At 60.5% G+C, this 24342-nt stretch carries 27 protein-coding genes, 1 tRNA gene and 1 pseudogene; 10 read left to right on the forward strand and 19 right to left on the reverse strand.

The genetic code is table 11. From position 1 onward, the window contains the following. Window positions 1–105: 105 nt before the first annotated feature. Window positions 106–648 (forward strand): AAA family ATPase, encoded by a 543-nt coding sequence (locus APH34_RS26800; RefSeq protein WP_054903653.1) that lies wholly within the window; start codon window positions 106–108, stop codon window positions 646–648. 113 nt (window positions 649–761) lie between these two features. On the opposite strand, the gene APH34_RS26805 is transcribed toward APH34_RS26800, so the two are convergent. Further along, window positions 762–1886, reverse strand: coding sequence for a hypothetical protein (locus tag APH34_RS26805; RefSeq protein ID WP_054903654.1), 1125 nt, complete (start codon window positions 1884–1886; stop codon window positions 762–764). A gap of 197 nt (window positions 1887–2083) precedes the next feature. Here APH34_RS26805 and APH34_RS26810 point away from each other — a divergent pair, with 197 nt between their 5' ends. Next, the gene (locus APH34_RS26810; RefSeq protein WP_054903655.1) at window positions 2084–3247 is read left to right on the forward strand and encodes an AAA family ATPase; all 1164 of its coding nucleotides are present in this window, start codon (window positions 2084–2086) and stop codon (window positions 3245–3247) included. A 147-nt stretch (window positions 3248–3394) separates the two neighbouring features. Here APH34_RS26810 and APH34_RS26815 read toward each other — a convergent pair whose 3' ends face one another. Continuing rightward, window positions 3395–4111, reverse strand: coding sequence for a hypothetical protein (locus tag APH34_RS26815; protein ID WP_054903656.1), 717 nt, complete (start codon window positions 4109–4111; stop codon window positions 3395–3397). Window positions 4112–4285: 174 nt separating this feature from the next. Between APH34_RS26815 and APH34_RS26820 the strand changes: the two genes are divergently transcribed. Together APH34_RS26820 and APH34_RS26825 are read left to right on the forward strand one after the other, a co-directional pair. Beyond that, on the forward strand, window positions 4286–4504 hold the full coding sequence (locus APH34_RS26820; RefSeq protein WP_054903657.1) for a hypothetical protein: 219 nt from the start codon (window positions 4286–4288) through the stop codon (window positions 4502–4504). Between the two features lie 82 nt (window positions 4505–4586). Continuing rightward, window positions 4587–5084, forward strand: coding sequence for a hypothetical protein (locus tag APH34_RS26825; RefSeq protein WP_054903658.1), 498 nt, complete (start codon window positions 4587–4589; stop codon window positions 5082–5084). A 674-nt stretch (window positions 5085–5758) separates the two neighbouring features. On the opposite strand, the gene APH34_RS26835 is transcribed toward APH34_RS26825, so the two are convergent. The 9 genes from APH34_RS26835 to thrS form a co-directional block, all read right to left on the reverse strand. Next, a tRNA-Pro gene (locus APH34_RS26835) sits at window positions 5759–5835 on the reverse strand. A gap of 111 nt (window positions 5836–5946) precedes the next feature. Beyond that, window positions 5947–6303: a MerR family transcriptional regulator gene (locus tag APH34_RS26840; protein WP_008100384.1), complete on the reverse strand. Its 357-nt coding sequence runs from the start codon at window positions 6301–6303 to the stop codon at window positions 5947–5949. Continuing rightward, on the reverse strand, window positions 6284–6586 hold the full coding sequence (ihfA, locus tag APH34_RS26845) for an integration host factor subunit alpha (protein ID WP_003250679.1): 303 nt from the start codon (window positions 6584–6586) through the stop codon (window positions 6284–6286). Before ihfA ends, APH34_RS26840 begins: the two co-directional genes overlap by 20 nt. 4 nt (window positions 6587–6590) lie before the next feature. Beyond that, window positions 6591–8972: a phenylalanine--tRNA ligase subunit beta gene (gene pheT, locus APH34_RS26850; RefSeq protein ID WP_054903660.1), complete on the reverse strand. Its 2382-nt coding sequence runs from the start codon at window positions 8970–8972 to the stop codon at window positions 6591–6593. Between the two features lie 31 nt (window positions 8973–9003). After that, the gene (pheS, locus tag APH34_RS26855) at window positions 9004–10020 is read right to left on the reverse strand and encodes a phenylalanine--tRNA ligase subunit alpha (protein WP_016391494.1); all 1017 of its coding nucleotides are present in this window, start codon (window positions 10018–10020) and stop codon (window positions 9004–9006) included. Window positions 10021–10130: 110 nt separating this feature from the next. Next, complete coding sequence (rplT, locus tag APH34_RS26860) at window positions 10131–10487, reverse strand: 50S ribosomal protein L20 (RefSeq protein ID WP_003250671.1); 357 nt, start codon at window positions 10485–10487, stop codon at window positions 10131–10133. Window positions 10488–10515: 28 nt separating this feature from the next. Beyond that, window positions 10516–10710, reverse strand: a complete 195-nt coding sequence (gene rpmI / locus APH34_RS26865; RefSeq protein WP_054903661.1) for a 50S ribosomal protein L35 — start codon at window positions 10708–10710, stop codon at window positions 10516–10518. A 60-nt stretch (window positions 10711–10770) separates the two neighbouring features. Then, entirely contained in the window at window positions 10771–11322 is a 552-nt protein-coding gene (gene infC, locus APH34_RS26870) for a translation initiation factor IF-3 (protein ID WP_176515932.1), read from the reverse strand. After that, window positions 11322–13244: a threonine--tRNA ligase gene (gene thrS / locus APH34_RS26875; RefSeq protein WP_054903662.1), complete on the reverse strand. Its 1923-nt coding sequence runs from the start codon at window positions 13242–13244 to the stop codon at window positions 11322–11324. Before thrS ends, infC begins: the two co-directional genes overlap by 1 nt. A 334-nt stretch (window positions 13245–13578) precedes the next feature. Here thrS and APH34_RS26880 point away from each other — a divergent pair, with 334 nt between their 5' ends. After that, entirely contained in the window at window positions 13579–13881 is a 303-nt protein-coding gene (locus APH34_RS26880; RefSeq protein WP_054903663.1) for a hypothetical protein, read from the forward strand. Window positions 13882–14041: 160 nt separating this feature from the next. Continuing rightward, window positions 14042–14254: a cold-shock protein gene (locus APH34_RS26885; RefSeq protein ID WP_003250656.1), complete on the forward strand. Its 213-nt coding sequence runs from the start codon at window positions 14042–14044 to the stop codon at window positions 14252–14254. A 140-nt stretch (window positions 14255–14394) separates the two neighbouring features. On the opposite strand, the gene APH34_RS26890 is transcribed toward APH34_RS26885, so the two are convergent. Further along, window positions 14395–14712, reverse strand: coding sequence for an I78 family peptidase inhibitor (locus APH34_RS26890; protein ID WP_054903664.1), 318 nt, complete (start codon window positions 14710–14712; stop codon window positions 14395–14397). Between the two features lie 285 nt (window positions 14713–14997). Between APH34_RS26890 and APH34_RS26895 the strand changes: the two genes are divergently transcribed. After that, window positions 14998–15210 carry a hypothetical protein gene (locus APH34_RS26895; protein ID WP_054903665.1) on the forward strand — a complete coding sequence of 71 codons (213 nt, stop codon included), beginning with the start codon at window positions 14998–15000 and terminating at the stop codon, window positions 15208–15210. Here the strand turns inward: APH34_RS26895 and APH34_RS26900 are convergent. From APH34_RS26900 to APH34_RS26930, 7 genes and pseudogenes are all read right to left on the reverse strand, one after another. Beyond that, window positions 15182–16189, reverse strand: coding sequence for a nucleoside hydrolase (locus APH34_RS26900; protein WP_054903666.1), 1008 nt, complete (start codon window positions 16187–16189; stop codon window positions 15182–15184). The two genes, APH34_RS26895 and APH34_RS26900, sit on opposite strands and share 29 nt — an antisense overlap. A 94-nt stretch (window positions 16190–16283) precedes the next feature. Beyond that, the gene (gene rbsD / locus APH34_RS26905) at window positions 16284–16682 is read right to left on the reverse strand and encodes a D-ribose pyranase (RefSeq protein ID WP_054903667.1); all 399 of its coding nucleotides are present in this window, start codon (window positions 16680–16682) and stop codon (window positions 16284–16286) included. Continuing rightward, a complete protein-coding gene (gene rbsK / locus APH34_RS26910) occupies window positions 16679–17587 on the reverse strand; it encodes a ribokinase (RefSeq protein ID WP_054903668.1) in 909 nt (302 codons plus the stop codon). Before rbsK ends, rbsD begins: the two co-directional genes overlap by 4 nt. Before the next feature lie 10 nt (window positions 17588–17597). Continuing rightward, on the reverse strand, window positions 17598–18620 hold the full coding sequence (locus tag APH34_RS26915; protein ID WP_054903669.1) for a LacI family DNA-binding transcriptional regulator: 1023 nt from the start codon (window positions 18618–18620) through the stop codon (window positions 17598–17600). 4 nt (window positions 18621–18624) lie between these two features. Then, window positions 18625–19621: pseudogene (locus tag APH34_RS26920) on the reverse strand (ABC transporter permease). Further along, window positions 19618–21171, reverse strand: coding sequence for a sugar ABC transporter ATP-binding protein (locus tag APH34_RS26925; protein ID WP_054903670.1), 1554 nt, complete (start codon window positions 21169–21171; stop codon window positions 19618–19620). Before APH34_RS26925 ends, APH34_RS26920 begins: the two are co-directional and overlap by 4 nt. A gap of 18 nt (window positions 21172–21189) precedes the next feature. Next, the gene (locus APH34_RS26930) at window positions 21190–22146 is read right to left on the reverse strand and encodes a sugar ABC transporter substrate-binding protein (RefSeq protein WP_054903671.1); all 957 of its coding nucleotides are present in this window, start codon (window positions 22144–22146) and stop codon (window positions 21190–21192) included. Between the two features lie 398 nt (window positions 22147–22544). Between APH34_RS26930 and APH34_RS26935 the strand changes: the two genes are divergently transcribed. The 3 genes from APH34_RS26935 to APH34_RS26945 all read left to right on the forward strand — a co-directional run. After that, entirely contained in the window at window positions 22545–23633 is a 1089-nt protein-coding gene (locus tag APH34_RS26935; protein WP_054903672.1) for an asparaginase, read from the forward strand. A gap of 146 nt (window positions 23634–23779) precedes the next feature. Then, window positions 23780–24022: a DUF1654 domain-containing protein gene (locus APH34_RS26940; protein WP_054903673.1), complete on the forward strand. Its 243-nt coding sequence runs from the start codon at window positions 23780–23782 to the stop codon at window positions 24020–24022. A 6-nt stretch (window positions 24023–24028) separates the two neighbouring features. After that, window positions 24029–24342: deoxyribonuclease I (locus APH34_RS26945; protein ID WP_082422905.1), on the forward strand; the 314-nt coding region annotated here is incomplete at its 3' end.

The following is a 24342-nucleotide window of genomic DNA, read 5'->3' on the forward strand; positions in this document are numbered from 1 at the left end:
CGTAAGCGAATGGAAGGCTGTCAATGGCTGATAGCCACTAATCAATCTTGAGTTGCTAACCCAATGCCATACAATCGCCCGTTTGCCCCCCGACAGGAAGTCCTCATGCAACGCATCGTCATCCTAGGCAACGGCGGCAGCGGCAAGTCAACCCTCGCCCGCGCCCTTGGCGAACGCCTGAACCTGCCCGTGGTTCACCTGGACAAACTCTTCTGGGAGCCCGGCTGGGCCGAGCCGGATGCCGAACAATTCCGCGACCGTGTGCGCAATGCAGTCGAGGGCGATACGTGGGTCTGCGAGGGCAACTATGCACGCCGCACGTTCGAACTGCGCTTGCCGCGCGCTGACCTGGTCATCTGGCTCGACACGCCACGGCTCACCTGTTTCATGCGGGTACTGCTGCGCCTCCTTCGAAACCAGCCGCGGCCTGATCGTGCGGCGGGTTGCGAAGAAAGGTTCGACCTGGAGTTTCTGAAGTTCGTGTGGACGTTCGACCAGGGTTACCGGCAAGGCATCGAAGCAGTCCGCCTAAAGGTCGGGCCGCAGGTGCCTACGCTTCACTTGCGTGGCAAGCGAGAAGTCAGGGCGTTTCTGGAAGGACTGCCCGCCACCCAGGGCGGTCCTGCGACGATGATCAACGGAGTTTAAAGCGAGTTTCAAGCCTACCCGTTGAAGCGAATTATCTGCCGTTGCGCGAGGGGCCCGAGCTGATTGGCCTGGACGCAGCTACCGTTGTGATACAGGGAATGGCATGGCAAGACTCAGCAAGCTTCGAATTTGTCGCCCTCACTGTCTTTGAGGAACACTGTGCCATGCATGAAGGACTCTCGCTCCTGAGCAGTGGTCAGCGCGAATTTAGCAAAGTGGGTATGAGCCACCCTTCTCAACTCTTCATGCCACTGCTCACGCGTTTCAAGGTCAGGAATGTTGCGTCCATCAAGTACATCTGGCGCATAGCGCTTGGCAAGATCAACCGGTACGGCATAGGACGTTCCAATACGCGAACGTAGATTGACGGTCGAAAGCTCCACGATGAGACCCGTTGGGCCCTTCGACAATAGTTGTTTGAGAACCTTCAGCTTGTTTTTCGCCGAGAAGCTCGTCGTCTTGAGCAGGCTGTTGTAATAGGGTTTGAAGTAATTGATGAGTCCCGCTTCGGCAAGGGAGACAACCTCATGCCGCTTGAGCCGTACGTTTTGAAGGCGTTTGAAGTGTGCCGAATCCGCTTCATCGTCTGCGTGAAAGCTGACGTTGAAATCTCCACCATTGCTTACGATGGTACGTCCATGTTCAAAGCGGTACAGCAGTAGCAATACCTCCCGCTCGTAAAAGTTAGTCAGTGTGTCGGCAAGAATTCTCTGCAATGTGGAGTGGCATTGAAGCCTGTCCAGCGCAGTACGCGCACGGGTGCGACCAATACCCTGCCCAACATACAGCACTTCCATGGCCGTATCTGCGTCGGTCAGCACATGCGTTGATGATGCGATGACCACGCTAACCGCCACCATTTGCTGGCCATGCGGCGTGATAGCAACCATGGCCACGCCATTAGCGGCAATGGCAACGTCCACAATTGGCACGTTGGCGGGTATGCAGCTCTGCGGTATGTCGTATTCAAACGGCACCGTCACAGGGCCATGAGCACGGTGAACCAGGAAATTGCCTGCTACCCTCCGCCCGTTTAACGTAAATCGCTCCGGCTGTAGAAGGATGCGTGGCCGCCGGACGATGAGGTAGATGTTGCAGTTCTCCAGCGCAGCTAAGTGCGCTGGCTCGTGTTTCACGGTGTAGAGGTCTGCCGGCGTGAGCATGGCAGGGTCACTCGAATACAGATGAGTTGCCCCCTCCATGGAATACAAGCGTTGCACGTGGTTGATACCGTTCATGGCGTCCTTTCCCCAACTCATTTTGGCCTTGCTGTAACGTCGCGATCAGATAGCACTGCGGGTACACTGCCAGTGCTCGGAAGCCCGCAGTCCGTGCCCCCTTGGGTCGACAGTGCATCCTAGCAAGACGGGCGTGAGTGCTGTTTCGCGATTTGTTCACGGATGTCACAAGGGATGCTCTTACGGAGACGCACCGCATGCTCACCACCCTCGCCATCGGCAACTACCGCTCGATCAACCATCTTGTGTTGCCACTAGGCCAACTCAACTTGGTAACCGGTGCCAACGGCAGCGGCAAATCCAATTTGTACAAAGCCCTGCGCCTGCTCGCCGAAACCGCTCAGGGCGGCGTGATTGAAGCGCTTGCCCGCGAAGGCGGCCTGGACTCGACCTGGTGGGCCGGACCAGAAACCAGTGCGCGGATGAGGCGCGGCGAGGTGCCCATCCAAGGCCAGCACCCAAGCGACGCCAAACGCCTACGGCTCGGTTTCGCCACCGAGGATTTCGGCTTTGCCATTTCCCTCGGCTTGCCGATTCCCCTGCCCTATCCCTCCGCATTCATGCTCGACCCTGAGATCAAGTGCGAAGCCATCTGGGGCGCTGGCGCCTATCGCCCCGCTTCCCTGCTGGTAGAGCGCAAGAACGCCATGGTGCGGGCCCGCGAGGGCAACGGCTGGACAGTGCTCGATCAGCATGCTGACAGCGGCGAGAGCTTCTTCAACGTCGTCGGGCGGCCCCGCCAGGCGCCGGAAATTGGTGAGCTGCGCGCCTTCATCAACAGCTGGCGGTTCTATGACCACTTTCGTATCGACCGCGACGCGCCTTGCCGACAGCCACAGCTGGGCACACGGTCGCCGGTGCTGCATCACGATGGGCGCAACCTCGCTTCGGCGCTGCAGACCATAATCGAGATTGGCGATGTCGAAGACCTGGTCGCGGCGCTGGATGACGCATTTCCCGGGAGCCGCCTGGAGATAGATGCTCCTGCGGGAGGGCTGTTCAGCGTGCGGTTACACCAGCATGGGCTGCTACGGCCGCTAGGGGGAGCTGAATTGTCGGACGGCACCTTGAGATACCTGTTGCTGATGGCCGCGCTGCTGACACCGCGCCCGCCGTCGCTGATGGTGCTGAACGAACCGGAAACCAGCTTGCATGCCGATTTGCTCCCTGCGCTGGCACGCTTGATCATCCGCGCCTCGCAACGTAGCCAGGTGTGGGTAGTGTCGCACAGCAAGCCGCTGATCGACGCGCTGACCGCGTGCGACGGGTGCAATGTGCTGGAGCTTGAGAAGCACCACGGGCGGACGCAGTTGCTAGGGGCCGGGATGCTTGACGAGCCGCTTTGGCGGTGGGTTGACTGACTCCAAATACCAAGGCTGGTACAGTAACCCGCGAATGGAGGCACGCGGTGCCCGGCACCGGCTTTGCCGGTGTCACAGCGGCCCCATTGGCGATGGCTGACCAACAGCAGGCCTGGGGCCTACGCCAGGCCTCCCTTGAAAGTGCGCTCAAGGCCGCATGAGCGGCTCGATCCCGATCCACTTTTTCACGGGGTGATAGCAGAGCTTCAGCGGCGGAATCTGCACCTTGCGGCCCTGAACATCCAGCGCGCCGAGATGAATCGTCCACTTGGAGTCCGCATCGAACTTGTCCGTCTGGAAGATCACATAGGCCGAGCCGTAGCGCTTGTTGTTGGTGATCTTGGGGATCATCCGGTGCACTTCGTCGCTGTTGATGTCATACGGCGATGGCCGAGCGGTTTTCTCACTCACCCACGGAAAGTCGTAGATATCGTTGATGCCCAGGTACACCTCCGGCCGTGCATTCAAACGTGAACCGTCTTCAAATGTGATGTAAGCCTGGCGGCTGTCGTAGAGGACCGGGATCGGCGGCTCCCCCCGTTTGGAATCGGTCGACGGGCGCTGTCGGTCTTTGTTGTAGGCGATCAGCTGCACAAAGAATTCCGGCCGCTTGTACTCCTCGCCCGGGTACTGCACGTAAAGGCCTTGCTCGTAGCGCTTCTCGCCCCATTGCGCGGCGTGGTCGTAGAGGTAGGTTTCCAGGTAGAGCGTAGTTTCACCCTGCGGGCCTGGCACCTTGAACTGGAACTCGGAGTCGCAAAGGTCCGCGTAGGCGGCGCGTTCCCGTTTCCAGGGGACACAGGCGGTTAACGAGGTGACTGCCAGCAGTAACAGGAGGGAGGTTGTGCGTTTCAGGTTATTCATGACCTGCCTTGGTCTAGGTACGAGTTGATCAGTTTCGGGCGCTGGGTGGCGGAAGTCCATGGTGCCCCTTTGCCATTATCGCGATACGGGCAGCTGATCACACCCAGGCCAGGATGTGGCCACAAAGCCGGAAATGGATTTGCTAAGATCGCGTCATTTCCGCTGGATGAGCGCATGTTCATTCACGCCTTTTGCAGCTTGCTGGAAGACCCGATGAACAAATTGATTCTGCCTGTCGCCATTTTCGTTAGCGTCATCATTACTGGAAAGATAGCCGAGCATTACGGCCTGGAAGGCAGCTGGAAAATCGGCCTGCTGTGCCTCGTGGCAGCTGCCGTCCAGATCACTGTCACCCGCTTTCAGCGCTCCCGGCAGCAGAAAGCGCAGCTGTAAAGCGTTGCTGCAGCTGCTTGCACTTTCAATTTGCTCAGGTCTGCCAAGGCAGGCTCCAGCGATGCCTGGCAGGAGGCCATAGATGTTCAACCATCCAACCCACCCTGAAACCCTGGCGTGGTTCACCAGGTTCAATGTGGCAGAGGAGCCTTACAGCGTCTGCTCCATCGATGTGACTACCGAGCCGACGGAAACCTGGTTCTTCCAGCGAAACCGCTTGCGCCCTGAAAGCTTGAAACTTGAATTGAGCCTTCCATTGAATGGCAAATGGCGGGTAGAACTGTCGCGCCATGACAACCTGTTCAACGTGCAATGGCGCCCAGATGATCAGCTGTGCGTAGAGTCTCAGCAATTGCGGTATAGCAAGCTGATAAAGTGGCCACGCCTGTACTCCCTGATGGACTTCCCAAGCCTTGTTGGCCAACTAGAGGCATGCCTGGAAGTGCGCTTCGTGCGCCATGCGGATTTCGGCGCACGCTTGCTGCAGCCTGAAACGCTGGCACGCAATGCCCTGATTCGTGAGTGGCTAGCGCCCGCGTGCGACACCTTTGGGTGGGCGAGGAAAATGCAGGCGGATTAACTGGACTACACAGACCGGTGCAGATTGATGGTCACGGTATGAGGACTTTTCTTTCACTCAATTTTCACGTCGCCTTGCGGAGAATCGAATTATCCCTACGTGATAGTCCCTTGCCCGCCTCGGCGGGCTTTCTTTTGCTCGCACTACTCCTCGTGTGCGTTTTTCGTTGCACATAGAAATAGTCGGCCTAATCTCGATCCGTCGCTGCCAATAACAACGCCCCGGCGGGTGCCGAGGCGGTAATGATTTTTTAACGAGACTCAGCAGATCAAAGCCTTGATTGCTCGCATTTAACCCTAAGCCGCTCCATCGCATCCGGAGCTATCGGCGCGGTCATCATGGACCGGTAGTTCATGCACTCAGAGGTTTCTGCCTGAGCCTTCGGAGGCTCGCTCGTAGAACAGCCAGCGAGTATTACCAAGATTGCGATTACCGCGACGGTCTTCATTATGATCCCTCCTTAGAGGGGGTACTGTATCGGCAAAAATCCGCTGGATGCAAAAACCGGCTTCGCGGGACTTTTGAAACCCCCGGTACAGCGGCCAGGCACAATCATACGAGGGGGTTTTAGATCTTGAAGAGGAGGCAGGCGTAAAAACCTGAGAAGTCACGCAAAAGTCACACACATGAAAAAGGCCATCCCTTTCGGAAATGGCCTAAGTCATTGAAATATATGGTCGGGACGGAGTGATTCGAACACTCGACCCCTTGCACCCCATGCAAGTGCGCTACCGGGCTGCGCTACGCCCCGACTGGGCTTTGAAGCATGTTCTCAATATTGCCGAGAACGTTGAAGAATGTACCCTAACCTCCTGATAAATGGAAGCTTTTTTTCAAAAAAATTCCATTCACCCTTAACAGGTCACTTCTTCAACACTACCAACACATCCTCCAACTCAACAATCATCTGCCGAATCAGCTGTTTGTACTGGCTCGATTCATCCTTCACCTCATCACTGGAGAGCCGTAACCGCGCCCCGCCAATGGTAAACCCCTGATCATAAAGCAGCGCACGAATCTGGCGAATCATCAGCACGTCTTGGCGCTGATAATACCGCCGATTCCCCCGCCGCTTCACAGGGTTGAGCTGAGGAAACTCCTGCTCCCAATACCGCAGCACGTGTGGCTTTACGGCACACAACTCACTCACTTCACCGATGGTGAAGTAGCGTTTGCCCGGTATGGGGGGCAGTTCGTCGTTATGGCTTGGTTCCAGCATAGGCCTCAACCCGGGCCTTCAACTTCTGCCCTGGACGAAAGGTGACGACGCGCCGTGCAGTGATCGGGATCTCTTCCCCTGTCTTGGGGTTGCGGCCCGGCCGCTGGCGTTTGTCGCGAAGGTCGAAGTTGCCGAAACCGGACAGCTTGACCTGCTCGTTCTCTTCAAGTGCGTGCCGAATTTCTTCAAAAAACAGCTCGACCAACTCCTTGGCCTCACGCTTGTTAAGCCCCAGCTCCTCGTACAGCCTTTCGGCCATCTCAGCTTTCGTCAGAGCACCCATGCCGTTATTTCCTTAACGTGGTGTTCAACCTTTGTTCGAGCGAGGTGAGGATGTTTTGCAGGGTAGTGTTCACCTCATCGTCGTTAAGAGTGCGCGATGGATGCTGCCAGGTCAAGCCGACGGCAAGGCTTTTTCTATCAGGATCAATGCCTTTACCTTGGTAGACGTCAAACAGCCTGAGGTCTGTAAGCCATTCGCCTGCATTGTCACGAATTGCTTCAAGCACCGAACTAGAAGCCACATCACGTCCTGCGATCAACGCCAGGTCACGGCGGGTTTCCGGGAACTTGGAGAGTTCGCTGAACTTCGGCAGGCGGCCTTCGACCACGTCACCGAGCACCAGCTCGAAGACGAACACCGGGCGGTCCAGGTCCAGGGCCTTGGCGAGCTCTGGGTGCAGGGCGCCGAGGTAGCCGACTTCCTTGCCGTCGCGTTCGATGCGGGCAGTCTGGCCTGGGTGCAGGGCGTGGTGTTTGCCCGCGACGAAGGTGAAGTCGCTCAGGGCTCCGGAGTAACCCAGCAGGGCTTCCACGTCAGCCTTGACGTCGAAGAAATCGATGCTGTCGCGACCGTTGGCCCAGCCTTCCGGCAGGCGGCTGCCGGTGACGACGCCGGCGATCATCGGTTGCTGCTTGAGGTCGCCCAGCTGGCCGACGAAGCGCAGACCGCTCTCGAACAGACGCACGCGGTCTTGCTGGCGGTTGAGGTTGTGCTGCAAAGCCTTGACCAGGCCCGGCCACAGCGACGCACGCATGGCGGCCATGTCGCTGGAGATGGGGTTGGCCAGCAGCAGCGGCTCTACGCCTGGGGTGAACAGCTCGAACAGTTTCGGGTCGATGAAGCTGTAAGTGATGGCTTCCTGGTAACCACGGGCGACCAGCAGGCGGCGCAGGTTCGGCAGCTCGCCACGGGTTTCCGGGCGGGCTTGCGGGGCCAGGCGGGCTTGCGGGTAGCGAACTGGCAGGTTGTTGTAGCCGTACAGGCGGGCCAGCTCCTCGATCAGGTCGACTTCCAGGCTGATGTCGAAGCGGTGGCTCGGGACATTGACGGTCCACTGCCCTGCCCCGTTCGCCGTCGTGGTTAGCTCCAGGGCATTGAGCATCTGCTCGACCTGGGCGGCGTCCAGCTCCATGCCAAGCATCTGGGTGATGCGTTCGGCGCGCAGGGTCACCGGTGCGACTTGCGGCAGGTGCTGTTCACTGACGGCTTCGACGATCGGGCCGGCTTCGCCGCCGACGATGTCCAGCAGCAGCTGGGTAGCACGCTCCATGGCTTCGCGGGCAAGCTGCGAGTCGACGCCGCGCTCGTAGCGGTGCGAGGCATCGGTGTGCAGGCCGTAGGAGCGGGCCTTGCCGGCGACGGAAATTGGCTCGAAGAAAGCGCTTTCCAGGAACAGGTCGCGGGTCTTTTCGGTATTGACGCCGCTGTGCTCACCACCCATGACGCCGGCGATGGCCAAGGCGCGGGTGTGGTCGGCAATGACCAAGGTGTCGGCGCGCAACGCGACTTCCTGGCCGTCGAGCAGGACGAGCTTCTCGCCCTCTTCGGCCATGCGTACGCGGATGCCGCCATTGATTTCGGCGAGGTCGAAGGCATGCATCGGCTGGCCGAGCTCGAGCATCACGTAGTTGGTGATGTCGACGGCGGCGTCGATGCTGCGCACGTCGCTGCGGCGCAGGCGTTCAACCATCCACAGCGGGGTCGGCTTGCTCAGGTCGACGTTGCGGATGACGCGGCCCAGGTAGCGTGGGCAAGCGGCCGGCGCGGACACGTCGACCGCGCGCACTTCGTCATGGGCGGCTGGCACGGCAGGCACTACCGGGCGGGTGACCGGGACGTTGTACAGGGCGCTGACGTCGCGCGCCAGGCCGGCCAGGGACAGGCAGTCACCGCGGTTCGGGGTGAGGCCGATCTCGATGCTGGCGTCGTCCAGGTTCAGATACTGGCGAATGTCTTCACCCACCGGGGCATCGGCTGCCAGTTCCAGCAGGCCGTCGTTCTCTTCGCTGATCTGCAGCTCGGCCGCCGAGCACAACATGCCGAAGGACTCGACGCCGCGCAGCTTGGCCTTCTTGATCTTGAAGTCGCCTGGCAGTTCGGCGCCGATCATGGCGAACGGGATCTTGATGCCGGGGCGTGCGTTCGGCGCGCCACATACCACCTGGAAGGTTTCCTGGCCGTTGCTGACCTGGCAGACGCGCAGTTTGTCGGCGTCCGGGTGCTGTTCGGTGGCGAGGATCTCGCCCACGACGATGCCGCTGAACTGGCCGGCAGCGGGGGTTACGCTGTCGACTTCAAGGCCGGCCATGGACAGGCGGGCGACCAGTTCATCACGGGAGACTTGCGGGTTTACCCAACCGCGCAGCCACTGTTCACTGAATTTCATGCTGTTCTCCTAGAAATTGCGTCGATTGGGCCTAGCGGAATTGGGCCAGGAACCGCAGGTCGTTGTCGAAGAACAGACGCAAATCGTTGACGCCATAACGCAGCATGGCCAAGCGCTCGGCGCCCATGCCGAAGGCGAAGCCCTGGAACTCTTCCGGGTCGATGCCGGACATGCGCAGCACATTCGGGTGCACCATGCCGCAGCCCATGACTTCCAGCCAGCCGGTCTGCTTGCACACGCGGCAGCCCTTGCCGGAACACATCACGCACTGGATGTCGACTTCGGCGGACGGCTCGGTGAAGGGGAAGAACGACGGGCGGAAGCGCACGGCCAGTTCTTTCTCGAAGAAGACGCGCAGAAATTCTTCGATGGTGCCCTTGAGGTCGGCGAAGTTGATGTCGCGATCGATCAGCAGGCCTTCGACCTGGTGGAACATCGGCGAGTGGGTGATATCCGAGTCGCAGCGGTAGACGCGGCCTGGGCAGACAATGCGAATCGGCGGCTGAGTGGACTCCATGGTCCGTACCTGCACCGGCGAGGTGTGGGTACGCAGCAGCATATTGGCATTGAAGTAGAAGGTGTCGTGCATCGCCCGGGCCGGGTGGTGGCCGGGGATGTTGAGCGCTTCGAAGTTGTGGTAGTCGTCTTCCACCTCGGGGCCTTCGGCAATGCCGTAGCCGATGTGGGTAAAGAACTGCTCGATGCGCTCGAGTGTACGGGTGATCGGGTGCAGGCCACCGGTGGCCTGGCCACGGCCTGGCAGGGTCACATCAATGCATTCGGCCGCCAGGCGAGCGCTGAGCTCGGCCTCTTCAAAGGCTGCTTTGCGTGCGTTGAGCACCTCGGTGACGCGCTCTTTGGCGTCGTTGATCAGCGCGCCGACTTTCGGCCGCTCTTCGGCTGGCAGGTTGCCCAGGGTCTTCATCACCTGGGTCAGTTCGCCCTTCTTGCCGAGATACTGAACCCGGATCTGTTCCAGGGCATTGATGTCTTCAGCGCGCTCCACTGCTTCCAGGGCTTGGGAGACCAGCGCATCCAGGTTTTCCATGTACAGACTCCAGATACGAAAATAGGGGAAGAGCTTTGAAGGCTCTTCCCCTATCGATGACGTTTTACACCCGACAGCGCAACGCGCTGCCGGATGATTGTCGTGGGTACTTAAGCCAGAACGGCTTTAGCTTTCTCGACAATCGCAGCAAACGCCGCTTTTTCGTTCACTGCCAGGTCAGCCAGAACCTTACGGTCGATTTCGATCGACGCCTTTTTCAGGCCAGCAATCAGACGGCTGTAAGACAGACCGTTGGTGCGGGCACCGGCGTTGATACGAGCGATCCACAGTGCGCGGAACTGACGCTTCTTCTGGCGACGGTCGCGGTAGGCGTATTGGCCTGCCTTGATGACTGCCTGCTTGGCTACGCGGAATACGCGCGAGCGTGCACCATAGTAACCTTTAGCCAGTTTCAGAATTTTCTTGTGACGCTTACGAGCGATAACGCCGCGCTTTACACGAGCCATGAGTAACTTCCTCTATCTTTGACCGAAATTAACGTACGCGCAGCATGCGCTCGACTTTTGCCACGTCAGACGGGTGCAGCAAGCTGGCACCGCGCAGTTGACGCTTACGCTTGGTCGACATTTTGGTCAGGATGTGGCTCTTGAAAGCGTGCTTGTGCTTGAAGCCGGTAGCGGTCTTCAGGAAGCGCTTTGCAGCACCGCTCTTGGTTTTCATTTTTGGCATGTTGGAACTCCGCATTCGATAAAATTACACATAATCATCAGGCCTGCCGTGCCCGGGAGATTACTTCTTTTTCTTGGGGGCGATGACCATCATAAGCTGGCGTCCTTCCATCTTCGGATGCTGTTCAACGGCGCCGTATTCGGCGAGGTCAGCTTCGACCCGCTTCAACAGCTCCATGCCCAGCTCCTGGTGAGCCATCTCACGGCCACGGAATCTCAGAGAGATCTTGGCCTTGTCCCCATCAGTAAGGAAACGTACCAGGTTGCGTAGTTTTACCTGGTAATCCCCTTCCTCCGTCCCTGGACGAAACTTGATTTCTTTGATCTGGATCTGTTTCTGGTTTTTCTTGGCTTCGTTGGCCTGCTTCTTCTTCTCGAAGAGGTGCTTGCCGTAGTCCATCACCTTGCAGACAGGTGGTACCGCATCTGCAGAGATTTCCACCAGATCCAGCTTCGCTTCATCAGCGATACGAAGCGCTTCATCAATCGAGACGATGCCAACCTGCTCGCCGTCAGCGCCAATTAACCGAACCTCGCGTGCCGAGATATTCTCGTTGATCGGGGCCTTCGGTGCAGCTCGTTTATCGTTTCTCATTTCACGCTTAATAGTCATTACTCCGATTCTTGGCGACCACGCCGGGAAACCGCATGCGACAGGAGCTCAGCGAATTGCGCGACGGGCATCGAGCCCAGGTCTGCGCCTTCGCGAGTACGCACTGCGACGGTTTGCGTTTCGACTTCGCGATCCCCTATAACCAAAAGGTACGGGACCTTGAGCAAAGTATGCTCGCGGATTTTAAAGCCGATCTTCTCATTTCTCAAGTCCGACTTGGCACGGAATCCGCTACCGTTCAGTTCCTTTTCCACCTGGAGGGCGAAATCGGCCTGTTTGTCGGTGATATTCATGACCACCGCCTGGGTCGGTGCCAGCCACGCTGGGAACACACCGGCGTAGTGCTCGATGAGCATGCCGATGAAACGCTCGAACGAGCCGAGGATGGCGCGGTGCAGCATCACCGGGCGCTTGCGCGCGTTGTCTTCGGCGATGTAGCTGGCGTCCAGGCGCTCTGGCAGGTTCGGGTCGTACTGCAGGGTGCCGCACTGCCAGTTACGGCCGAGGCAGTCACGCAGGGTGAACTCGATCTTCGGGCCGTAGAACGCGCCCTCGCCTGGCTGGTATTCCCACTCCAGGCCCGATTCGTTCAGGGCGTCGGCCAAGGCGCCTTCGGCACGGTCCCACAGCTCTTCGGAGCCCACGCGCTTGGCCGGGCGGGTCGACAGCTTCATGGCGACGTCAGTGAAACCGAAGTCCTTGTACACATCCAGGGTGAGCTTGATGAAATCAGCAGCTTCCTTCTTCACCTGATCTTCGGTGCAGAAGATGTGCGCATCATCCTGCACGAAGCCGCGCACACGCATGATGCCATGCAGGGCACCGGACGGCTCGTTACGGTGGCAGGCACCGAACTCGGCCAGGCGCAGCGGCAGGTCGCGGTACGACTTCAGGCCCTGATTGAAGACCTGAACGTGGCACGGACAGTTCATCGGCTTGACCGCGTAGTCGCGGTTTTCCGACGACGTGGTGAACATGTTCTCGGCGTAGTTGGACCAGTGACCGGAACGCTCCCAGAGGATGCGGTCGACAACCTGCGGCGTCTTGATTTCCTGGTAGCCGTTTTCGCGCTGGATCTTACGCATGTACTGCTCGAGCACCTGGTAAACCGTCCAGCCGTTGGCGTGCCAGAACACCATGCCTGGGGCTTCTTCCTGCAGGTGGAACAGGTCAAGCTGCTTGCCGATCTTGCGATGGTCGCGTTTTTCGGCTTCTTCGATGCGCTGGATGTAGGCGGCCAGCTGCTTCTTGTCAGCCCAGGCGGTGCCGTACACACGCTGCAGCTGCTCGTTCTTGGCATCGCCACGCCAGTAGGCGCCGGACAGCTTGGTCAGCTTGAAGGCCTTGAGGAAGCGGGTGTTCGGCACGTGCGGGCCACGGCACATGTCGACGTATTCTTCGTGGTAGTACAGGCCCATGGCCTGCTCATCGGGCATGTCCTCGACCAGGCGCAGCTTGTAGTCTTCGCCACGGGCTTGGAACAGTTCGATGACTTCGGCGCGCGGGGTCATCTTCTTGACCACGTCGTAGTCTTTCTCGATCAACGTCTGCATGCGCTTTTCGATGGCAGCCAGGTCTTCAGGGGTGAAGGGGCGCTCGTAGGCGATGTCGTAATAGAAGCCTTCGTCGATGACCGGGCCGATGACCATCTTGGCGGTCGGGTACAGCTGTTTCACCGCGTGGCCGACCAAGTGGGCGCACGAGTGACGGATGATCTCCAGTCCCTCTTCATCTTTAGGGGTGATGATCTGCAGGGTGGCATCGTGGGTGATCAAGTCGCAGGCGTCGACCAGCTTGCCATCGACCTTGCCGGCCAGAGTGGCCTTGGCCAGGCCAGCGCCGATCGAGGCGGCAACATCGGCTACGGATACCGCGTGATCAAACGCGCGTTGACTGCCATCGGGAAGAGTAATAACGGGCATGGCGCCTCCTCTCCTAGTGGTGACCCCTACCAAAGGTCACGTGGGTTGGGATGAGCCAGTACAAGATCCGACCTGCCTTCCACACGGGAAGCCTGCCTCACAGTGGCAGAAGCCTTTCGGCTTGCCAGGGGGACCTGAGTGACTGGAAAGTAAAAAGATAGCTGCAAGCCGCACCTGAGCAGCTGCAAGCCGGGCATGCTAGCACGCAGCTTAGGTGGCAGGCAGAAATATTTGGAAATTACGCCGTTTGGGTGAACTAACGCGGAAAATTTCCTATCAGACTTTGGGAAGCAACCTACTCTTGATGAGACCTTAACCCAAGGAGTGTCTGGTTATGAGATTTACGTCTCTTCTCGCCGCGTGTGCCACGAGCGCCCTGCTGCTGCCGCTGGCTGCCAACGCAGGGGATTTCCCGCCTGGCAAGGAGAAGGCCTACATGGCTCAGTGCCAGCAAGTAGCTGGTGCTCAAGGCGTCGACGCCGCCACCGCGACCAAACATTGCTCGTGCGGCGCGCAAGCCATCAAAAAGAATTTCACCGACAAGGAAATCGAAGACCTCGACAGCAAGGATGGCGTGGACGCCAAGCTGATGCAGAAGGCCCAGAGTGTGGTACAAGCCGCCTGCAAGCCGAAATGACCCGTGCGCGGGCTACTTTGCAGGCATTATTTGTCCTGGATCAGTATCCTGCGAAGGTAAAAGGCGCTACATGCGCAGAATTAGACTATGATGTTGTCCGTGCTCCGTAGCCTCGGCCACATTGCACCACTGAAAAACTAAATGTTCTGGAGATTCACCCATGTCCAATCGCCAACAAGGCACCGTCAAATGGTTCAATGATGAGAAAGGCTACGGCTTCATCACCCCAGCAGGCGGCGGCGACGACCTGTTCGTACACTTCAAGGCCATCGAATCCGACGGCTTCAAGAGCCTGAAAGAAGGCCAGACTGTTTCCTTCGTCGCCGAGCGCGGCCAGAAGGGCATGCAGGCTGCACAGGTTCGTCCGGAGTAATTCGGATAGCTGTAAAAAAACCCGCCCTTGTGGCGGGTTTTTTTATGGCTTCGAGTGGGAATTGGACTGCCTTAAAAAAGCGGGACACTAATCCAATCCGTAAAGGCAGCCCATCGGATGCAGTGCTGGCAGTACTGTGATCAACCGCAGTTCACGCGGGTTACCACACCACGCTCATCCACATTCAGGTTCAAACGCTCGGAGCGGTATTCCAACGTAACCACATCGTGCGGCTTGAGGATGCGCGCCATTTGCGAACCGCTGGCCTTGCGTGCTTGCTCGAGCAGCTCGGCAGTGCCCTGCTTGCCAATGGCGAAGTCGGCGCCACCGGCCTCGCAGCGGCCATCGTTGCCGGCGGATGCAGCCGGGGCGGCAGCACCAGAATTGCCACCAGTGCTGCAACCAGCCAGCACAGCAGCGACCAGCAGGGTTGCCAGGGAAGCACGGGTACGGAACATGAATCCTCCTAAATCGATCTGGGAACTGTCTGATCCGACACTTCCACCAGGAATTTGTTGCAAAACCGCCCAAGTCTGCCTGAACTTGGCGCTACAGGCGAAAGGCAATCGTGACCGGATTTTGCATCACACGCCTGGTTTGCATCATCGGTTTTTTTATTCTTAAGTCGCAGGGCCATTGACGCAAAGTCATGATTTACTTTAAGAAGTGCAGGCACAGTGCCTGCTGCGAACACCAGGGTCGGGTGTTCGCCCCTCCACCCGGGCCCCACACGAGAGCCTTTCATGAGCCACCACAGCATTGACGCCGACATCAAGGTCAAATGGGCCGAGGGCCAAAGCGCCTACAGCCCCAGCACCCCAGAAGAGCTGGTACTGATCGCCCTGGACCTGCTGGTACGGGACCTGGGCAGTGAGGCGGCGCGCAGCTTCATCGACCAGGTGTTCGAGCGCTACACGCCGCACGCCGCTATTGCAATCGAGCCAGACGCGCGCTGAGCAGGTCGAAAAAGCCCTGAGCGTCACCCTCGCCTATCCACAGTGCATTGGCGGGCCGCTTGAGCACGCCGTACCAGTCGGCGACGGTCTGGCCGAACGTCGGGCCTTCGCGACTGTCGATGCTCATGTAGATCCGCCGCCCGCTGAACAACTCAGGCTTGAGTAGATAGGCGATGACACTGGCGTCGTGCACCGGGCCGCCGGGCATGCCGTACAGGTCCATGTCGTGGGTGACATAGGCGTTGAGGATGTCCACCACCAATTTGCTGACGTGGTTGTTCACCGCTGCCAGTTGCTTGAGCCGGGCATCGCTGGTGAGCAGCTTGTGGGTGACGTCCAGCGGCAGGTAGGTCAACGGCACGCCGCTGGCCAGCACCACTTCGGCAGCATGGGGATCGGCGAACAGGTTGAACTCCGCCGCCGGGGTGATGTTGCCGCCATTGAAGTGGGCGCCGCCCATCACTACCACTTCCTTGATGCCTTTGGCGATGTCGGGCCGCTGAATGAGCGCCAGCGCCAGGTTGGTCTGCGGGCCGAGCATGGCAAGGGTGATGCTGCCGGGCTCGGCAGCGCCCAGGGTGTCGATCAGGTATTGCACGGCATTGCCCGGGGCCAGGGGCTTTTTCGGCTCATGCACCTGCACGCCGGTCAGGCCTTCCTCGCCATGCACCTCGGCGGCGTAGATTGGTGTGCGCACTAGCGGCCGCCCTGCCCCAGCGTATACCGGGATATCTTCGCGGCCAGCCCATTCGCGGGCCAGGCGTGCGTTACGCGAGGTCTTGTCCAGGCGCACATTGCCGGCGACGGTGGTGATGCCGCGAATGTTCAGCTCATCGGGTGAAGCCATGGCCAGAAACAGCGCGACCACGTCGTCGGCACCGGGGTCGGTGTCGATGATCAGGTCGCGGGGGGCGGCCTGGAGGGAAGTGGTAGCGGCTGCAGCCATGAGGGTAAGTCCTTGTAGCAGGGGTTTGAGCATGGGGCACTCCTGTTGCCTTGGCGGTGGATCAATCAGGGCCGCATTGCGGCCCTATGGCCGGCTTGCCGGCGAACGAGGGCGTAGCCCTCGCCTTCTAGAAGGTCACCCCGGATATCAGGGCAATGTTGCTGTAGGGCTGGCATTCACCTGTACGCACCACAGCCCTGGCACTGCGCGAGAGCACCTTGAATTCCTCATGGCTCAGCCATTCACGCTTGCCCAGCTTGCCGCGCAGCCGCTCGATTTCGATCAGCCCTGGCGGTACGACCTTTTGCATCTCTTCGGCCAGCACATGGCGCTCTACCTGCATCTCGCTCAGTATTGCGCGCAACACGCTGGCAAAGTCCGGGATGCCTTGGGTCAAGGCCAGGTCTATCAGCTCGACGCCTGGCGGTACCGGCAACCCGGCATCACCGATCACCAGAATGTCGCCATGGCCCAGCCCGGCAATGGTCCGCGACAGGGCAATGTTCAGCAGCGCGGTCTTTTTCATGGGGTCAGCTCCGCCAGGGTCGGGATCGAAGGCTGAGCGCCGGCGCGGGTGACGGACAACGCTGCGGCGCGCTGGCCGAAGGTGATCGCTTCGCCCTCCTCCAGGCCCTGAACCAGCGCTGCCGCGAAACCACCGACGAAGGTGTCGCCGGCCGCCGTGGTGTCCAGTGCCTGAACCTGGGGTGCCGGGAAATGCCGGCTGCCCGCACGGCTGACGAACAGCGCACCCTGTGCCCCCAGGGTGACGATGACTTTGCCGGCGCCCAGCTGCAGCAGGTGCTCACCGGCGCGGCGGGCGCTGGGCAAGTCATTGACCGGCTGCCCGGTCAGCGCCTCGGCCTCGCTTTCGTTGGGGATGAGGTAATCGATATGGGCGAACCACCCAGGCGGCAGCGGACCGGTGGCGGGCGCCGGGTTGAGGATGACGGCCTTGCCCAGCTCACGCCCCCTGGCAAGAACCCAGTCAACGGTCTCGGCGGGCACTTCCAACTGGCAGATGATCACTTCGGCCGCCTGCAGCAAGGCATCGAAGCGCTGCGCGGAGGCCGGCGTCAGCAGGCCGTTGCCGCCCGGAATGATGACAATGCAGTTCTGGCTGGCGGCATCGACGGTAATCAGCGCCACGCCGCTGGACACCCCCGGGCATACACTCACCGCCTGGCAATCGACCCCTTCCACGGCCAGCGCCTGGCGCAACTGCTCGCCATAGGCATCGTCACCGACGTTGCCGACCATCGCCACACTACCGCCCAGGCGCGCCACCGCCACCGCCTGATTGGCGCCCTTGCCGCCAGGGACGGTAAAGAAGCTTTCGCCAGCCAATGTCTCGCCGGCACGCGGCAGCCGCTGGGCACGGGCCACCAGGTCCATGTTGAGGCTACCGACCACCACTACCTTGGCACTCATGACGATTTCCTTAGCGGTAATCATTGAACAGGTCCGGGCGCGGCCCGGTGGATTCACGCAGCACGATGCGCGGTGCAACGATGCGTTGCTCCACGGCATCACGGCGCGGTGTAGCGATGCGAGACAGCAGCAGCGCCGCGGCACTTTCCCCCAGCTCGCGGATCGACTGGCCCACCGTGGTCAGCGGCGGGTAAACGTAGCGGCTCAGCTCGATGTCATCGAAGCCAATCACCGACAACTCCCCCGGCACGCTGACATTGCGTTCGGCAGCAGCGCGCAGCACGCCGAAGCCGATCATGTCGTTGCCGGCGAAGATCGCCGTTGGCCGCTTGCCATCGAGCAGTTGCGCCGCCGCCGCATGGCCGCCAGGGCTGGTGAAATCGCAGTGCAGAATGTGATCGCCTTGTACGGCAACGTGGGCTTCGGCCATGGCCCGATGGAACCCAGCAAGGCGCAGTTGGGTGACGCCGGTTTCGGCAGGGCCGCCGATATAGGCGATGTCGCGGTGGCCAAGCTCCAGCAGGTGACGGGTCGCCAGGTAGGCGCCCTGCTCGTGGTCGATGCGCACCAGGTCGGCATCCACCCCCTCCAGTTCGCGGTCGACGATGACCATTGGCGTGCGCACGCCGGCCAGGCTCTGCAGCAGGTCGCTGTCCTCGCCCACCGAAGCAACCACCAGGCCGTCGATGCGCTTTTCCAGCAGCACGCGCAGGTAGCTACGCTGCTTTTGCGGATTATCGTCCGAGTTGCACAGGATCACGCAGTAGCCGTTACGCTCACAGGCATCCTCGATGCCTCGGGCCAGCTCGGCGAAGTACGGGTTGACGCTGTTGGGCACCAGCAGGCCGATGGTGGCCGTGCTGCGCGCCTTGAGCGAACGCGCCACCGCGCTGGGCACGTAGTCGAGCTCGACGATGGCCGCCTCGACCTTCAGCCGCACCTGTTCGCTGACCGGGCGGGTCTTGTTCAATACATGGGACACCGTGGTGTAGGAAATACCCGCGAGTGCCGCGACATCTTTGATGGTTGCCATGTCTTCAGTTCCGCCGGCCTGCACGCCGGCTACGGTAAGTGTCGAGCACCACGGCGATGACGATCACCGCCCCGGTGATGATGCGCTTGGTCGGTTCTGAGGCGCCGATCTGCGCCAGGCCTGCTGCCAGCACTGAAATGATCAGCACGCCGAAAAAGGTACTGATCACCGAGCCGCGCCCCCCCCATCAGGCTAGTGCCGCCGATGACCACGGCAGCGATCACTTGCAGCTCCAGGCCGGAGCCTGCATTAGGGTCGGCGGCCTCCAGGCGCGAGATCTGAAACAGCGCGGCCAGGCCCGCCAGCAGGCCCATCAGTGCGAACACCAGCACCTTGTACGGGCGCGGGTCGATGCCGGCCAGGCGCACGGCCTCTTCGTTGGTGCCAATGCCGATCAGGTGACGGCCGAACACGGTACGGGTCAATACCAGTTGGGCAAGGATGATCACCAGCAAGGCAATGATGAATGCCGGCGAAATGCCGAACGCGAACGGATTGGAGAACCAGGCGTAGGCATCGCCGATGTAGGCGGTGCGCGAGTCGGTAAACTGATAGGCCAGGCCGCGAGCCATCTCTAGCACGCCGAGCGAGACAATGAACGAGGGAATGCGCCAGGCCACAGTGACGGCACCGGTGATGCTGCCCGCCACGGCAGCGATGGCCATGCCGAGCAAGGCGGCGGGCAGCACACCCCAGCCCCAGCCAAGAATGGCCACACTGACCGTAGAGGCCGCCAGTGCCAGCACCGAGCCGACCGACAGGTCGATGCCGCCAATGATCAGCACGAAGGTCATGCCCACGGCCAGCACCATCAGGTCGGGAATCTGGTTGGCCAGGGTGCTGAATGTGGCGTATGACCAGAAGTGGCTACTGAGCAACGAAAACAGCACGATCATGGCCAACAAGGCACCCGCCAGGCCCAGGTAGGTGCCCAGCCCAAGGTAAGTAGCGCTACGGCGCAGCGCCTTGCTGCCGGAGGTTTCGAGAGGTGTGGTCTTCATGCATCCATCCTGGGTACTGGGTCATGCAGCAGTGCGTCACGTTTCTGATAGCCGGCGAAGGCGGCGGCCAGGAGCTGGTCCTGGCTCCAGTGGTCACGCTCGAAGGTGTCGATCAGGCGACCGGCCGAGAGCACGGCAATGCGGTCGCAGATCAGCATCAGTTCGCGCAGGTCGCTGGACACCACCACCAAGGCCTTGCCCTGCCGCGCCAGCTCAGCCAGCAAGCCGTAGATGTCGAACTTGGCCCCCACGTCGATGCCGCGAGTCGGCTCGTCGAACAGCAGCACCTGGCAGTCGCGCTCCAGCCAGCGGCCAATCACGACCTTTTGCTGGTTGCCACCAGACAATTCACCGACCGTTTGCGCCGCACTGGCGCTGCGGATACGCATGGCGTCGACCTGACGCTCGGCCAAGGCCTTTTCGGCCTGGCCATCGACAACACCCAGGCGGGACAACCCAGCAAGGTTGCCCAAGGCGATGTTGGCGCTGATCGACTGCGTCAGCAGCAGGCCTTCACCTTTGCGGTCTTCGGTGATCAGGGCAATGCCCGCCTTGACCGCCGCCTTGGGCGAGTCAATCTTCACTGGCCTCAGGGGCTGGCCAAGCGCAATGCTGCCACTGTCGGCACGGTCGGCCCCGAAGATCAGCCGCAGCAACTCGGTGCGCCCGGCACCGATCAGCCCGGAGACGCCGAAGATCTCCCCCGCCCGCACCTGCAGCGACACGTCCCGCACCTTGTCACCCCGGCACAGCCGGTCGACCTTGAGTAACGGCGCGCCGATCTGACGGCGGCCCAGGTCAATGTGCTCGCCCAGCTCGCGCCCCACCATCAGGTTGACCAGCTCGGCGCTGTCATAGCGCTGGATAGGCTCGTCGCACACCAGCCTGCCGTCGCGCAGCACGACGATGCGTTGGGCAACGCGCTGCAGTTCCTCCAGGCGGTGGGAGATATACACGATGGCCACGCCACGCTGGCGCAGGCGCTCGATCTGGGTGAACAGCAGCTCCACTTCACGGGCGGTGAGCATGGCCGTGGGCTCATCGAAGATCAGCACATGGCAGTCACCGATGAGGTTGCGGGCGATCTCGACCATTTGCTGATGGCCGATGCCCAACTCGCCAACCGGAGTGTTCGGGTCGATGGCGTCCAGCCCCACCTGGGCCATGGCGGCCGTGGCCAACTGGCGCAGGCGCTTGTGGTTGATCCAGCCGAAGCGGCTGGGCAGGTTGTCGAGGAACAGGTTCTCGGCCACGGTCAAGGTGGGCAGCAGGTTGAGCTCCTGCATGACCATCCGTACGCCCAGGCGCTCAGCTTCGCTACGGCTGCCCGGCGCATAGGCCTGGCCGCGGTAGGTCATATGACCGGTGGAGGGGGTTTCCAGGCCGCTGATCAGCTTGGACAGGGTGCTCTTGCCCGCCCCGTTTTCGCCGGTCAACGCCAGCACCTCACCCGCGCGCAGGGCCAGGCTGACGTCACCAAGCACCGGCTGGGCGTAGGTCTTGCCCAAGCCGCTGGCGGCAAGCACCACTTCATTGGCCGATGCAGGCATGGCCACCTCTCCTGGCCGTCAAGGCTTGGTGATGAGTTTGACCGGGGTCTGGATGACGTTATCGGCGTCCACGCCCGGTTGTTCGCCCTTGAGCATCTTCAGCGCCGCCTGGATGCCAAAAACGGCCTGCTGGCTGGCAGCCTGATCGAGCGTGGCAAGCACGCGGCCATCGTCGAGCATCGGTTTGATGGCATTGATGTTGTCGTAACCCACCACTTGCACCTGGCCGGCCTTGCCCGCGGCGCGCACGGCCGAAACGGCGCCCAGCGCCATGCTGTCGTTGCCGGCCAACAGCGCCTTGAGGTCAGGGTACTCGTTGAGCATCGAGGCGGCGACGGCATTGCCCTTGTCGATCTCCCAGTTACCCGACTGCACCGAGACGATCTTCATCTGGGCAGCGTCCATGGCGTCCTTGAAGCCCGCGGTACGCTGCTGGGCGTTGGTGGTGGTCGGCACGCCTTCGATGATGCCGACCTGGTCACCGGCCTTAAGTTTTTCCTTGGCCAGGTACTCGCCTACCAGGCGTGCACCCTTGCGGTTGTCGGGGCCGACAAAGGGTACGTTGATGCCCTTGCTTTTGAGCAGTTCCGGGTCGAGGCGGTTGTCGATGTTGATGACGATGACGCCTTGGTCCATGGCCTTCTTGACCGCCGAGACCAGTGCCTTGGAGTCTGCAGGGGCGATGACCAGGGCCTTGGCGCCTGAGTTGACCATCTGCTCGACAATGCGGATTTGCTCGCCGGTATCGGTTTCGTTCTTGATACCGTTGGCAATCAGCTCGAAGTCGTTGGGGTTGGCCTTCTGGTAGTCCTTGGCGCCATCTTCCATGGTGCGGAAGAATTCGTTGGCCAATGACTTCATGACCAGGGCTACCTTGGGCGTGTCCTCTGCGTGTGCGGCCGACAGCGGCATGGCGAGGGAAAGAGAGGAAATGACGGCGAGCGCCAAAAGACGACCGGGGAACGGCAGTTTCATGGAAGATGACTCCGAATCTTGTGGTTTTTATCGGATAGCAAACGTTTGCGTTGAACAACTATGGAAACAGGACCTGATTTTGTCAAATCCGTTTCGCTTCCGGGGCCGCGTCGTACTTGGCGCAGATTATCTGAGATTTTTCCGAAAAACCGAACAGGTTTTCCTAGGCTTGTTCGGAAAACCGATTTCATCGAAGCCGCGAGGTGCCCTTGTAGAAGCAGTCCTGGATCCCGAACGAGCTAGGCGCCGCCCCTGAACCGGGGCTGCTACGCTGCAGTTTCGCGTCTAGGCCACGGTTACAGCCACCGCGCTCACCCATCGTTCCCGACTGGTACGAAATCTGCCTCTGATTACGGGCAACACAGCAAAAATCTCATTAGGAAGAGAGCACAATAATTATGAATGCTGCACTGAAGACCTTCGCCCCCAGCGCCCTGGCGCTGCTGTTGATCCTGCCAGCCACTGCTTCTGCCAAAGAAGCCGAAACCCAGCAGAAGCTAGCCAATGTGGTCATCCTCGCCACCGGTGGCACCATTGCAGGTGCCGGCGCCAGCGCTGCCAACAGCGCGACGTATCAGGCTGCCAAACTCGGCGTCGACAAACTGATTGCAGGCGTACCGGAGCTGGCTGACATTGCCAATGTGCGTGGCGAGCAGGTGATGCAGATCGCCTCCGAAAGCATCAGTAACGACGACCTGCTCAAGCTGGGCAAGCGCGTCGCCGAGCTGGCCGAGAGCAACGACGTCGACGGTATCGTCATCACCCACGGCACCGACACCCTGGAAGAAACAGCCTACTTCCTCAACCTGGTGGAAAAGACCGACAAGCCGATCGTGGTTGTCGGCTCGATGCGCCCGGGCACCGCCATGTCCGCCGACGGCATGCTCAACCTGTACAACGCCGTGGCCGTGGCCGGCGACAAGCAGTCCCGCGGCAAGGGCGTACTGGTGACGATGAACGACGAGATCCAGTCCGGGCGTGACGTGAGCAAGTCGGTGAACATCAAGACCGAAGCCTTCAAGAGCGCCTGGGGCCCAATGGGCATGGTGGTGGAAGGCAAGTCGTACTGGTTCCGCCTGCCGGCCAAACGCCACACCGTCAACTCCGAGTTCGACATCAAGCAGATCAGCAGCCTACCCCAGGTCGATATCGCCTACGGCTATGGCAACGTGACCGACACAGCCTACAAGGCGCTGGCGCAAAATGGCGCCAAGGCGCTGATCCATGCCGGTACCGGCAATGGCTCGGTGTCGTCGCGGGTAGTCCCCGCCCTGCAGGAACTGCGCAAGAATGGCGTGCAGATCATCCGCTCGTCCCACGTCAACCAGGGTGGTTTCGTACTGCGCAATGCCGAACAGCCTGATGACAAGAACGATTGGGTCGTGGCCCACGACCTGAACCCGCAGAAGGCGCGGATCCTCGCGATGGTGGCAATGACCAAGACTCAGGACAGCAAGGAATTGCAGCGCATTTTCTGGGAATACTGATCGCGACATGAGCGCGGGCGTCTAGGCGCGCCCGTCTTCCACCCTGCACTGGGCTGTGCCACAGGGGCTTTTCACCTTACATGCTGTTGCGAAAATGCCTACAGTGAAATACTGTACGCACATACAGCAAAACAAGGAAAAGCCCCGTGGCCAGTACCGCCCCCGCAACGCCCAGCCCTTATGTGCAACTGGGCCTGCGTATCCAGAAAATCATCAACAGCCCCACCGCCCAGCGCAGCCGCGCTGCCTTGATCTTCCGCCTTGAGCACGAGTCGCCCGACGACTGGGAAACCCTGCTCGAGGAAATCGCCGAGAACGATAATGTCACCCTCGCCCACCGTGACGATGGCGGCGTGCAGATTTTCTGGACCGTGCCGAAGGAAGACTGATCACGCATGAGAGTTTCGTTTTTCGCCGTTACCTGCCTATTGCTGTCCACCTCCCTCGCCCACGCCGATGCGCCACGTACCTTCCAGGAGGCCAAGAAGGTCGCCTGGAAGCTGTATGCACCGCAATCGACGGAGTTCTATTGCGGCTGCAAGTACAAGGGCAACAAGGTCGACCTGGCTTCGTGCGGTTACACACCCCGCAAAAGCGCCCAGCGCGCTTCACGTATCGAATGGGAACACATCGTGCCGGCCTGGCAGATCGGCCATCAGCGCCAGTGCTGGCAGGAAGGTGGGCGCAAGAACTGCTCACGGCACGACGC

Origin of the sequence: Pseudomonas sp. NBRC 111131 (genome assembly GCF_001320525.1) — a bacterium.
Lineage (GTDB): Bacteria > Pseudomonadota > Gammaproteobacteria > Pseudomonadales > Pseudomonadaceae > Aquipseudomonas > Aquipseudomonas ceruminis.

What these genes read in the sequence shown, in the direction of transcription:
- APH34_RS26935 (WP_054903672.1), top strand. Translation starts at nt 22,545, where the DNA reads ATGAATGCTGCACTGAAGACCTTCGCCCCCAGCGCCCTGGCGCTGCTG.
- thrS (WP_054903662.1), bottom strand. Translation starts at nt 13,244, where the DNA reads ATGCCCGTTATTACTCTTCCCGATGGCAGTCAACGCGCGTTTGATCAC.
- APH34_RS26915 (WP_054903669.1), bottom strand. Translation starts at nt 18,620, where the DNA reads ATGGCAACCATCAAAGATGTCGCGGCACTCGCGGGTATTTCCTACACC.
- APH34_RS26800 (WP_054903653.1), top strand. Translation starts at nt 106, where the DNA reads ATGCAACGCATCGTCATCCTAGGCAACGGCGGCAGCGGCAAGTCAACC.
- APH34_RS26805 (WP_054903654.1), bottom strand. Translation starts at nt 1,886, where the DNA reads ATGAACGGTATCAACCACGTGCAACGCTTGTATTCCATGGAGGGGGCA.
- APH34_RS26925 (WP_054903670.1), bottom strand. Translation starts at nt 21,171, where the DNA reads ATGCCTGCATCGGCCAATGAAGTGGTGCTTGCCGCCAGCGGCTTGGGC.
- infC (WP_176515932.1), bottom strand. Translation starts at nt 11,322, where the DNA reads ATGACTATTAAGCGTGAAATGAGAAACGATAAACGAGCTGCACCGAAG.
- rplT (WP_003250671.1), bottom strand. Translation starts at nt 10,487, where the DNA reads ATGGCTCGTGTAAAGCGCGGCGTTATCGCTCGTAAGCGTCACAAGAAA.
- APH34_RS26880 (WP_054903663.1), top strand. Translation starts at nt 13,579, where the DNA reads ATGAGATTTACGTCTCTTCTCGCCGCGTGTGCCACGAGCGCCCTGCTG.
- APH34_RS26840 (WP_008100384.1), bottom strand. Translation starts at nt 6,303, where the DNA reads ATGCTGGAACCAAGCCATAACGACGAACTGCCCCCCATACCGGGCAAA.
- APH34_RS26895 (WP_054903665.1), top strand. Translation starts at nt 14,998, where the DNA reads ATGAGCCACCACAGCATTGACGCCGACATCAAGGTCAAATGGGCCGAG.
- APH34_RS26815 (WP_054903656.1), bottom strand. Translation starts at nt 4,111, where the DNA reads ATGAATAACCTGAAACGCACAACCTCCCTCCTGTTACTGCTGGCAGTC.
- rpmI (WP_054903661.1), bottom strand. Translation starts at nt 10,710, where the DNA reads ATGCCAAAAATGAAAACCAAGAGCGGTGCTGCAAAGCGCTTCCTGAAG.
- APH34_RS26890 (WP_054903664.1), bottom strand. Translation starts at nt 14,712, where the DNA reads ATGTTCCGTACCCGTGCTTCCCTGGCAACCCTGCTGGTCGCTGCTGTG.
- rbsK (WP_054903668.1), bottom strand. Translation starts at nt 17,587, where the DNA reads ATGAGTGCCAAGGTAGTGGTGGTCGGTAGCCTCAACATGGACCTGGTG.
- ihfA (WP_003250679.1), bottom strand. Translation starts at nt 6,586, where the DNA reads ATGGGTGCTCTGACGAAAGCTGAGATGGCCGAAAGGCTGTACGAGGAG.
- APH34_RS26820 (WP_054903657.1), top strand. Translation starts at nt 4,286, where the DNA reads ATGTTCATTCACGCCTTTTGCAGCTTGCTGGAAGACCCGATGAACAAA.
- rbsD (WP_054903667.1), bottom strand. Translation starts at nt 16,682, where the DNA reads ATGAAAAAGACCGCGCTGCTGAACATTGCCCTGTCGCGGACCATTGCC.
- APH34_RS26825 (WP_054903658.1), top strand. Translation starts at nt 4,587, where the DNA reads ATGTTCAACCATCCAACCCACCCTGAAACCCTGGCGTGGTTCACCAGG.
- APH34_RS26900 (WP_054903666.1), bottom strand. Translation starts at nt 16,189, where the DNA reads ATGCTCAAACCCCTGCTACAAGGACTTACCCTCATGGCTGCAGCCGCT.
- APH34_RS26885 (WP_003250656.1), top strand. Translation starts at nt 14,042, where the DNA reads ATGTCCAATCGCCAACAAGGCACCGTCAAATGGTTCAATGATGAGAAA.
- APH34_RS26810 (WP_054903655.1), top strand. Translation starts at nt 2,084, where the DNA reads ATGCTCACCACCCTCGCCATCGGCAACTACCGCTCGATCAACCATCTT.
- APH34_RS26930 (WP_054903671.1), bottom strand. Translation starts at nt 22,146, where the DNA reads ATGAAACTGCCGTTCCCCGGTCGTCTTTTGGCGCTCGCCGTCATTTCC.
- pheS (WP_016391494.1), bottom strand. Translation starts at nt 10,020, where the DNA reads ATGGAAAACCTGGATGCGCTGGTCTCCCAAGCCCTGGAAGCAGTGGAG.
- pheT (WP_054903660.1), bottom strand. Translation starts at nt 8,972, where the DNA reads ATGAAATTCAGTGAACAGTGGCTGCGCGGTTGGGTAAACCCGCAAGTC.